The sequence below is a fragment of the Secundilactobacillus hailunensis genome (genome assembly GCF_005405185.1).
Lineage (GTDB): Bacteria > Bacillota > Bacilli > Lactobacillales > Lactobacillaceae > Secundilactobacillus > Secundilactobacillus hailunensis.
On record NZ_BJDO01000064.1, the window covers coordinates 1 to 9,686 of the forward strand.

Below are 9,686 nucleotides of genomic sequence, written 5' to 3' on the forward strand. Positions count from 1 at the left end.
GAGTGCTGTTCGCTTTTCGAGTTCATACAAAAAGAGCTCTAATCACCAAGTGATTAGAACTCCAATATTTTGTTCACCAACAACAGTTGACGAAGAACCTAAAAATGGAGCTGGCACACAAGTTCACACTTGGAACCAGCTTCATTATAGTCCTCATATTATTTTATTTTGCTGTTACATCACTTGCTTTATCATTTGGCAGACTATAAATCGTCTCCCCTGATTTAGCATAATAATATTTTGACCGTATGAGGTTTTCTAAATAATCCTTGTTATTCAAGAGTTTAACATGTTCATTCAACTGCTGATGAGTTTGCTTCACCCGTGTCAGTTTTTGCTGCTGACGTGTAATTTGGACGTTCGTCTGGCTCATCGCATTCTTAGCATGCATAATTTGAATACCCAGAAAAAGAAAAACGACGGTGAAACCGGCAATAATAACTAACGCACGCTTTTTACGTTGCTTACTCAATACTGCATGATGCGTATTCTTTTGAACGGCTCTTGTATACTGATTATCAAGCTGCGTAATGTTTGCTCGTGTAGCCATTTTAACGCCCCCTACGCCAATATCCTTCATTATGAAGTATATCAACGTTGACGGGGGTTGTCTATGCGATTTAAAGCGGATTCACGGAATGTTACAGAACTGTAATAGTTGTCAGCCAAAACTGAGTGGTTAACGTGCAAACCGTAACGAATCGTAACTTAAGATTATTCTTTACGATAATCCTTTTCGTAATCCTCGCTAATAATCTTAAACATATTTTCGGCATCCTGTTTTTTGGTCGTTTCCAATAATTGCAGTACCTGAACCGTTAAAGTTTTATTTCCAAATTTAATGACCAAAACATCATTAGCAGCCACATCGGTAGAGGATTTAGCGACGCGGTCATTGATCGTGATCCGCCCCTTATCAGCAATTTCCTTAGCAACGGTTCGCCGTTTAATAATCCGTGATACCTTCAAAAATTTATCTAATCTCATTGTGAACCCTCCAGCGTTTATTTTTTAAACCAGCGCAGCCAGCGGTCAGCTTGGGGAAGCAGCAGCCACTCGCGTAACGTCAGTAACTTGAATTTTAAAGCCAGGTACATAAAGACGATCACACCAACTAGAATGCCTAATACTGCTTCAACTAGAGCCGTCACTCGCGGCTCCTGGGCAGCCATTAACCAACCGCCTACTGGGATGATCAACCGAACACTGATCAGCATGAGTGCTGCGATCAACACTAATTTTAGCAGATAGCCCCTTTTAAAAGCTGCTAACTGTTCTTTTCGTAATTGCTGCCTTAAAAAACCTGCCATGACTAATAGTGCAACGACTGTGATCCAGCTGGCACCAATCGCACCAAAGTGGACCACTGCCCATTGATTAAAGGCCACCTTGACCAGCAGACCGATCGTCAATCCGACAATCGTGACTGTAAACTGATTGAGGCTTTGTAAGATACTGTTATCGATCATGATCAACGTCGCAAAAATAATGCTCAAAACGTACACCGATAACATATCGGTTCCCTGCTGATTACCAAATAGTAACACGTTGACTTCCGGCATCAACGCCACTAGGCCAACTGCAGCAGCTGTCGCAATCGCCACGCTTATTCGGACGACCGTGTTGGCCTGCCGAACAAACTGCCGGTGATTACCACGATTCAGCGCTTCTGTTAACGATGGCAGCAGTGACGACGAAAACGAAGTGGCAACCACTAGTCCAAGCTGAACGAGGGGCTGCCCCCGGTCATAGACCCCTTTGATCGACTTAGCGGTAAGCGATGGCAGTCCCTGAATCATCAGTCCCCGCATAACCGTAAATGAATCGACCAACTGCAGCAGCACCATCATGGATGCAAATAAACTGATGGTACCGCCCTCAATCAGTAACCGTTTTGCCAGACTACCATACGTCTGGTCAATGGGCTGCTGAATGGCGGCTAAGAAGTTAACGTGCTGATGCCGGACATAGTACAGCATCACCGCAGAAGCAAAAATGGCGGCAATGGCAGCGCTGCTCATGGTCCACGTACCCATCCGATAGACATTCCACCGGTGTTTCATGGCCCAGTACGCCACTACCAGAATCACCGTCACCCGCACCGTCTGTTCAACCAGCTGAGAAAGCGCGGTTGGGCGCATATCATACTCGCCTTGAAAGTACCCGCGGCTAATGGCTAAAAATGGCGAAAATAAGAACATCCAGCTTACCGAGCAAATAATCGGTGCCAGTCTAGGATCCCCCATGCCACTGGCGATGGGTACTGCCAGTCCCTGCAAACCTAGAAATAGGATCAAGGAAAAGCCGGCTAATAGGACAAAGATCCGTGACAGCAATGCCAGCTTCGTCTGAACCGTCTCACTTTCAGCCACTAATTTAGAAATAAACATTGGCAGCCCGCTTAAGGCGAAGGTCATACCAATCCCATAGATCGGGTAAATTTGCTGATACACATAAAAACCGGTGTTGCCCACCATGTTTTGGAAGGGGACCCGATATACTGCGCTCAGAATTTTAGCGATCAGTGATGCAAACGAAAGTAATAACGCGCCTTGCATCACGGTTTTCATCGTTTTACGCTGCATAAATCCACCTATTTTGTCGTTGTTTTAACAGCCATTTCACTTAATGCTTTCACAAATTGATCCAATTCAGCCATCCAGTTTTGCACCGTCATCTTGGGCTGAATGATCAATTTAACAACTAATTTGTTATTTGACAGTCCAACGGTTGCTTTTAATTTAGTGTTCGTTAACGCTTTAAAGACGTCCTCACCGCTAAACCGATCCGTGCCCTTAGTTGAGAAGGTCACTTCAATTTGGTCTTTGATCCGATGAATCTTTTCGATCAGTGCTTCATCCGCTTGAATCTTCACTTGACTGACCGTCAGCAGATTCGTGACTTCCACCGGATACTCACCGAAGCGGTCGATCAGATCATCTTGAATCTCAGTCACATCATCCGGTTCTTCGATCTGTCTGATGCGTTTATACATTTCAATTTTTTGCTGCTGATCCGTAATGTAGGTGTCTGGCAAATAAGCTTCCAATCCCAGTTCAACGGTGGCATCCGTCTTCGGCTTGGCCTTTTTGCCCTGCTTCTTAGAAACGGCATCCGTCAGCATCTGCGTATACAGGTCATAGCCCACTGAATCAATGAAACCAGATTGCTGCTGACCTAGTAAATTACCAGCACCTCGAATGGAAAGGTCCCGCATGGCAATTTTGAACCCAGAACCCAACTCCGTAAAGTCCTTGATGGCCTCTAGACGCTTCTTGCTAACTTCAGTTAACACCTTATTGGGCTGATACATGAAGTAGGAATAGGCGACCCGGTTAGACCGGCCAATACGGCCACGTAGCTGGTAAAGCTGGGATAATCCCATATGATCCGCATTTTCCACAAACAAGGTGTTGGCGTTGGGAATATCCATCCCGGTTTCAATAATCGTGGTAGTCACTAACACGTCATAATCCCCGCGAATGAAGTCGTATAAAATACCTTCCAGCTGCGCTTCCGTCATCTGTCCGTGAATATAGGCCACCTCGGCATCTGGTACCAGCGCTTTAATTTGACTAACGGTTTCTTCAATGTCATCGACCCGGTTATGCAGGTAGAAGACTTGCCCACCACGCTGCATTTCACGCCGGATACCATCCTGAATCGCCCCTGCATTTTGCTCCATGACGTAGGTCTGAATTGGAAACCGGTTAGCTGGCGGCGTTTCAATCACGGACAGATCCCGCACACCCAGCATCGACATATGCAAGGTTCGCGGAATCGGTGTCGCCGTCAGTGTCAAGACGTCCACTTGGGACTTCATCTGTTTGAGCTTTTCCTTATGCTTGACCCCGAATCGCTGCTCTTCATCAACCAGCAGCAATCCCAGATCTTTAAATTTAACGTCTTTTGATAGGAGCCGATGGGTTCCCACCACGATGTCCACACTGCCGTCTTCTAGGCCGTGAATGATCTGGTGAACTTCCTTAGTCGTCTGGAAACGTGACAGAATGGCAACGTTCACTGGAAAACCGTCAAACCGACTGGTCATGGTATCAAAATGCTGCTGCGCCAAAATCGTGGTCGGTACCAGAAAGGCAACTTGTTTGCCAGCTTCAATAGCCTTGAACGCAGCACGTAAAGCGACTTCCGTCTTACCATAACCCACGTCACCAACTAATAAACGATCCATTGGTTTCGGTTTTTCCATGTCGTGTTTGATCTCGTCAATACTGCGTAGTTGATCAGGCGTTTCGGAATACGGAAATTCATTATCAAATTCTTCTTGATAACTATCATCATGCGGGTAAGCATACCCTTTTTCAGAATCCCGCTTGGCATACAATTCAATCAGATCATCCGCGATGTCTTCAATCTTGGCGGCCACTTTTTTCTTGGTTTTAGCCCAGTCAGAACCGCCTAACTTATTGATGTGCGGTTTTTTGTCCTCGGAAGACACGTACTTTTGAATCAGATTCAACTGAGTGACCGGAATGAACAACTTGGCATCGCTTTGATAGTCAATGGTCATGTAATCCTGATGAACACCATCGACTTCCAGCGTCTGCATCCCTTCAAAGCGCCCGATCCCGTGATTGACGTGAACCACGTAGTCGCCTGGCTTCAAATCAGTGTAACTCTTCAGCCGTTCAGCGTTTTGCATGGTCTGCCGGCGCCGGTGATGCTTGGTGACCTGCTTAAACATTTCGGCTTCCGTGATCACTACTAGTTTGGCATCTGGCAGTTCAAAACCGGTCTGACTTGGCGCTGGCACGATTTGAACCGTTCCCGGTTGAATGTCGCTGACCTTCGTCATCACCGCGTTAATGCCAAAATCATCTAGCGTCTGCGATACCTTATTCAGCCGTTCTTCATTGGCCATCATCATGACCACGGTCTGCTTCGTCGCCTGCCAGCGCTCAATTTCTTGTTTCAGTAATGGCATTTGACCAAAGAACTGCTGCATCGCCCGCGTCTGAATTTCCACTAGTTGATCAAAACGCATATTGCCCATACCCTTTTGGAACAGGGCAAAGAACAATTCAGCGTGATGGTCACGGCGAATAACGTTTTGAAACTGCAGGCCAAACTGCTGATCACTAAAGATCTGGTGGGCACTTAATTTATCCACCGTCCAATTGGCTTCATCTGTCTCTAACTGTTTGTTGGTCTCACGCAGCCTTGGATAATCGTCAATCAACAATAGGCCCTTATCATTTAAATAATCTAAAATATTCGTTTTACCAAAGAAATCACTGGCAAATAACCTTAATTCGGCGGAAACATCCCCCTTGGTTAGAGATTCAATCAGGGGGGTAATACTATTGGCCAGTAAGTCACCATCGTCAGCGGATAACTGTTTTTGTTCCTTAGCGAGTTTCTGGTTTAATTTAGTTGCTGCAGCTTGCCGCTGATCCGGTGTCATGAGCATATCGGTTACCGGATGGATCGTCACTGAAGTGATGTTTTCAACACTCCGTTGGGTACTGGGATCAAAGTAGCGTAACGAATCGATTTCAGTATCAAACAGATCCACTCGCACCGGATAGTCTGTATCCAACGGGTAAATGTCAATGATCGAGCCGCGAACGGCAAAATCACCAGGCGCATCAGCCAGTTTTTGTCTGACGTACCCCATCCGTTGCAGCCGGGCAGCCAAGTCTTCTAGATCGACTTCACCATCGGCCTTTAACGCAATCTGAGCCTGGCTAAATAATTTAGGATCAGGTAATTGACGGCGCAGGCCTGAAACCGACGTCACAATGACCGCTGGCTTAGCCTGTGTCAAGGCGCTTAAAGCTTGAATCCGTTGGCTCTGAAAATCGGGTGAGCTAGTGGCAATCTCTGCAGCCAGCAGCTCTTCAACCGGAAACTCGTATAACTGATCATCAGTGAGCTGACCGCTTAACTCATCGGTCAGCTGGTCAGCGTGATACATCGTATCGGTCACAAAGATCATCGGCCGCTGCTCTTTTTGCAGCAACGTTGAGATCATCAAAGCTCGCGCTGATCCTGTGATGCCAGTCACTAACTCACGGTCACCGCGATCAAAGCCTTCAACGATTTGTTGATATTGCGGCATATTTGCAAAAAAGTCTGCAAGTTGCACTTAGCTCCACTCCTTCATTAATTGTACTGATTCATCAGATCAGGAATTGTTGCACCGTCTACCCAATCAAATAAAGCGGCGACTGCGTGATCTGCGGCAACGTTGAAAATTGCCCGCTGTTCTTCGTTAAATTTACCCAGCACGTAATTGACGACCGTGCTTTTCTGCGGGTGCTGAATGCCGACTTTAATCCGGTCAAATTGATCAGTCCCAAGAGCGGCAATGATACTCTTAATCCCGTTATGACCACCGGCAGAACCCTTTGGCCGAACGCGAATCCGCCCTAATGGCAGATCCATGTCATCGTGCACGATGATCAAATCATGGATATCCAGCTTGTAAAAGTGCATTAACTTGCCAACTGCACGACCTGATTCATTCATAAACGTGGTGGGTTCCACTAACATCACTTTTTCACCATTGACCTGACCCGTGCCAATCTTGGCTTCCATCTTTCGGTTAGTAAACTGAATGTCCGCCTTCTGCGCGAACTGCTCCACAACCATGAACCCGGTATTATGCCGGGTCTGATTATATTGCGGGCCGATGTTGCCAAGACCTACGATCATCTTCATTATTTCATACGCTCCCTATTTCTCTTATTTTTAACATTAAACCATGCAAAATAGCTGAACGGTAGCTTATCCCGTCCAGCATAAAACATTCTTATGAATTCTAAAGTCAAATATCAACCCAAAGTATAGCATACGTTTAGAGCGAATGCATACATCTTCCCTCTACCAAGCTGATTTTTGAGAACAGCGCAGCTATTTTCAGCGGTTTATATAGTAGACATTATTCATAGAATATTCGATTTACTAGTATCCGCTTACAATTTCATGGTAAACTATGGGTGTCCTAAAAATATTTTTGGAAGAGGTGGGTACATTGTCAAAGAATCATCAAAAAGTTGTACTAGTCGGGGACGGTGCCGTTGGTTCGTCTTATGCATTCTCATTGATGCAACAAGGGCTAGCTGAAGAATTAGTCATTGTCGATGTCATTAAGGAACGGACACACGGAGACGCCCTGGATTTGGAGGATGCCCAAGCATTCACTGCACCTAAGAAGGTTTATTCTGGTGAATACAGCGATGCTAAGGATGCCGATCTGGTTGTCATTACTGCTGGTGCCCCACAAAAGCCCGGCGAATCTCGCTTGGACTTAGTTGACAAGAACTTAAAGATCTTAAGCTCAATCGTTAAACCAATCGTGGATTCCGGCTTTAAGGGTATCTTCTTAGTTGCTGCTAACCCAGTTGATATCTTGACCTACGCAACCTGGAAGTTCTCTGGTTTTCCAAAGAACCGTGTCATTGGTTCAGGAACTTCATTGGATACTTCTCGTTTACGCGTTGCTTTGGGTAAGAAGTTAAACTTAGACCCACGTAGCATCGATGCTTACATTATGGGTGAACATGGTGATACTGAATTTGCTGCTTACGACGAAGCCACCGTTGGTTCAAAGCCATTACGTTCAGTTACTCAAGAACATGGTATTACCGATGCTGACCTGGACGAAATTGAAGATCAAACGATGCACAAGGCATACGAGATCATCAATACCAAGGGTGCTACCTACTATGGTGTTGCCACATCATTGATGCGGATCACCAAAGCCATTTTACGCGATGAAAATGCTATTTTGCCCGTTGGTGCTTCACTAGACGGCGAATATGGTTTGAATGACATCTTCATTGGTACACCAGGTATTATTAATGCTTCTGGTTTAGCCGGTGTTGTTGAAGTCCCACTTAGCGATGCTGAACAAGCTAAGATGAAGGCTTCTGCAGAAACTTTAAAGAAAGTTACAAAAGATGGGTTAGCCAACTTAAACAAGTAGCTGATAACCCACGTTAAGCGATTTTCAAAGAGACGTCCCGCAATAGGGACGTTTTTTTGTCGTGAATTGTCAAGTATAAATTGAGTTTTGGCTGATTATGCCTTATCCTTATAAGTGACCATAAGGAGGATCAGAACATGACACATCGTTCACGTTGGGTCTCTGCGGGCCTAACTGTAATCGCAATTTTAGCAATTGGTTACGGCTGGCGGACAGCCCATTATAACAGCCACTTCTTGAGTGACACCCAGATCGGTGGTATTCAGGTTGGTGGCCAGACTGCACAACAGGCAGCCCAAACATTAAAAAGTAAGTTAGCAAACCAAACTTATACGGTTAAAGAACATGACAATTCATTAGCGACATTCACTTCTCACGATGCTGGTGTTAAGGCATATTCGACAACTCAGCTTAAGCAGATGATCAGCAAGCAAAATTCATTTAGCTGGCCAGTTCATTCTGACAGCGCTTCGGCCGACGACCAACGGTTAAGTGCCAGTGCACTCAATGATGCTGATTTAAACGCACTAGCAACCAAAGTTGAGCAATCGGCTGGGACTAACCGGACGGCAACTCATAATGCCCAGCTGGTTTATAAGGGTCATCAATTTACAATTCAAAAGCCAGTTTATGGTACCGAAGTCTCAAAGGCATCCATTAAGGCAGCTTTAACTAAGGCGATTGAAAATCATCAAACGACGATCGACTTAAGGGACGCTTACGTTAAGCCAACGGTTTTGACTCATAGTAAATCACTTGTCAGTGCAAAGACTAAGGCTGAAAAGCTAGCCAAGAACCACATCACATACCGGATCACGAATCATTCGGTACAGGTTCCAAATAAGGATATTGCTAGTTGGCTAACAACTAGTAACGGACAGATTTCAACTTCAAATACTAAGATCAAACAGTATTTAACTCAATTAAGCTATCAGTATGGTACGCTTCATAAAACCCGTCACTTTAAGGCCCATGATGGTAAGACCTATAAGGTGCCTGCCGGTTTGTATGGCTGGACGATCAACGTCAGCGCTGAAACCCCTAAGCTGTCAAAAGCAGTCCTAGCAGGTAAGCCAGTCACACGGACCCCAGTACTTAAAGGTATGGGCTATCACAAAGATGGCTCAGACCTTGGTAGCACCTATATTGAGGTTTCTAAACCAGAACAGCATATGTGGGTTCATAAGAATGGTAAGATCATCATCTCTACCCCAGTTGTGACTGGTAAGCCAGTTGCAGGTACTACCCCATCTGGTGTTTGGGACGTCTGGAGCAAGCAGCGTAACGCTGTCCTTCGAGGCAAGAATGATGACGGCAGCAACTATGCCTCACCAGTGAAGTACTGGATGCCAATTGATGACACCGGTGTTGGAATTCACGACTCGCCATGGCAACCACGTTACGGTGGCGATTGGTACTTAACCCACGGCTCTCACGGCTGTGTTAATACTCCACCAGACATTGTTGGTAAAGTTTATGCTGCGGTACCGTTGCATACTGCAGTTGTGATTTATTAATTATGTTCATTAAATACAATAATTGTTAAATGATTTTTCATCAAAAGGGCATCAAAATTATCTCGATAATTTTGATGCCCTTTCTTGTACACTCAGATTGAAACAGACGGAAATAATAAGTAAGCACACTATAACCGAACGTCTATGAATGCGTCTAACGGCGCAGTATGATCACCTTATCAATTATGATGAGGTGATTTTTTATGACTAAGCTTCAA

At 45.3% G+C, this 9,686-nt stretch carries 7 protein-coding genes; 2 read left to right on the plus strand and 5 right to left on the minus strand.

All coding sequences use genetic code 11. From position 1 onward, the window contains the following. Window positions 1–163: 163 nt before the first annotated feature. The 5 genes from FFM73_RS11475 to pth form a co-directional block, all read right to left on the minus strand. Window positions 164–550, minus strand: coding sequence for an FtsB family cell division protein (locus FFM73_RS11475; RefSeq protein WP_137631822.1), 387 nt, complete (start codon window positions 548–550; stop codon window positions 164–166). 164 nt (window positions 551–714) lie between these two features. Beyond that, window positions 715–987, minus strand: coding sequence for an RNA-binding S4 domain-containing protein (locus tag FFM73_RS11480; RefSeq protein ID WP_089137347.1), 273 nt, complete (start codon window positions 985–987; stop codon window positions 715–717). A gap of 17 nt (window positions 988–1,004) precedes the next feature. Next, on the minus strand, window positions 1,005–2,585 hold the full coding sequence (locus tag FFM73_RS11485) for a putative polysaccharide biosynthesis protein (RefSeq protein ID WP_137631823.1): 1,581 nt from the start codon (window positions 2,583–2,585) through the stop codon (window positions 1,005–1,007). 8 nt (window positions 2,586–2,593) lie between these two features. Further along, window positions 2,594–6,109, minus strand: coding sequence for a transcription-repair coupling factor (gene mfd, locus FFM73_RS11490; RefSeq protein WP_373278672.1), 3,516 nt, complete (start codon window positions 6,107–6,109; stop codon window positions 2,594–2,596). Window positions 6,110–6,126: 17 nt separating this feature from the next. After that, entirely contained in the window at window positions 6,127–6,684 is a 558-nt protein-coding gene (gene pth / locus FFM73_RS11495) for an aminoacyl-tRNA hydrolase (RefSeq protein ID WP_137631824.1), read from the minus strand. Window positions 6,685–6,958: 274 nt separating this feature from the next. On the opposite strand from pth, the gene FFM73_RS11500 reads away from it, so the two are divergent. Then, window positions 6,959–7,951 (plus strand): L-lactate dehydrogenase, encoded by a 993-nt coding sequence (locus tag FFM73_RS11500; protein ID WP_137631825.1) that lies wholly within the window; start codon window positions 6,959–6,961, stop codon window positions 7,949–7,951. 137 nt (window positions 7,952–8,088) lie between these two features. Continuing rightward, on the plus strand, window positions 8,089–9,468 hold the full coding sequence (locus FFM73_RS11505) for a L,D-transpeptidase family protein (RefSeq protein WP_137631826.1): 1,380 nt from the start codon (window positions 8,089–8,091) through the stop codon (window positions 9,466–9,468). Window positions 9,469–9,686: the final 218 nt, after the last annotated feature.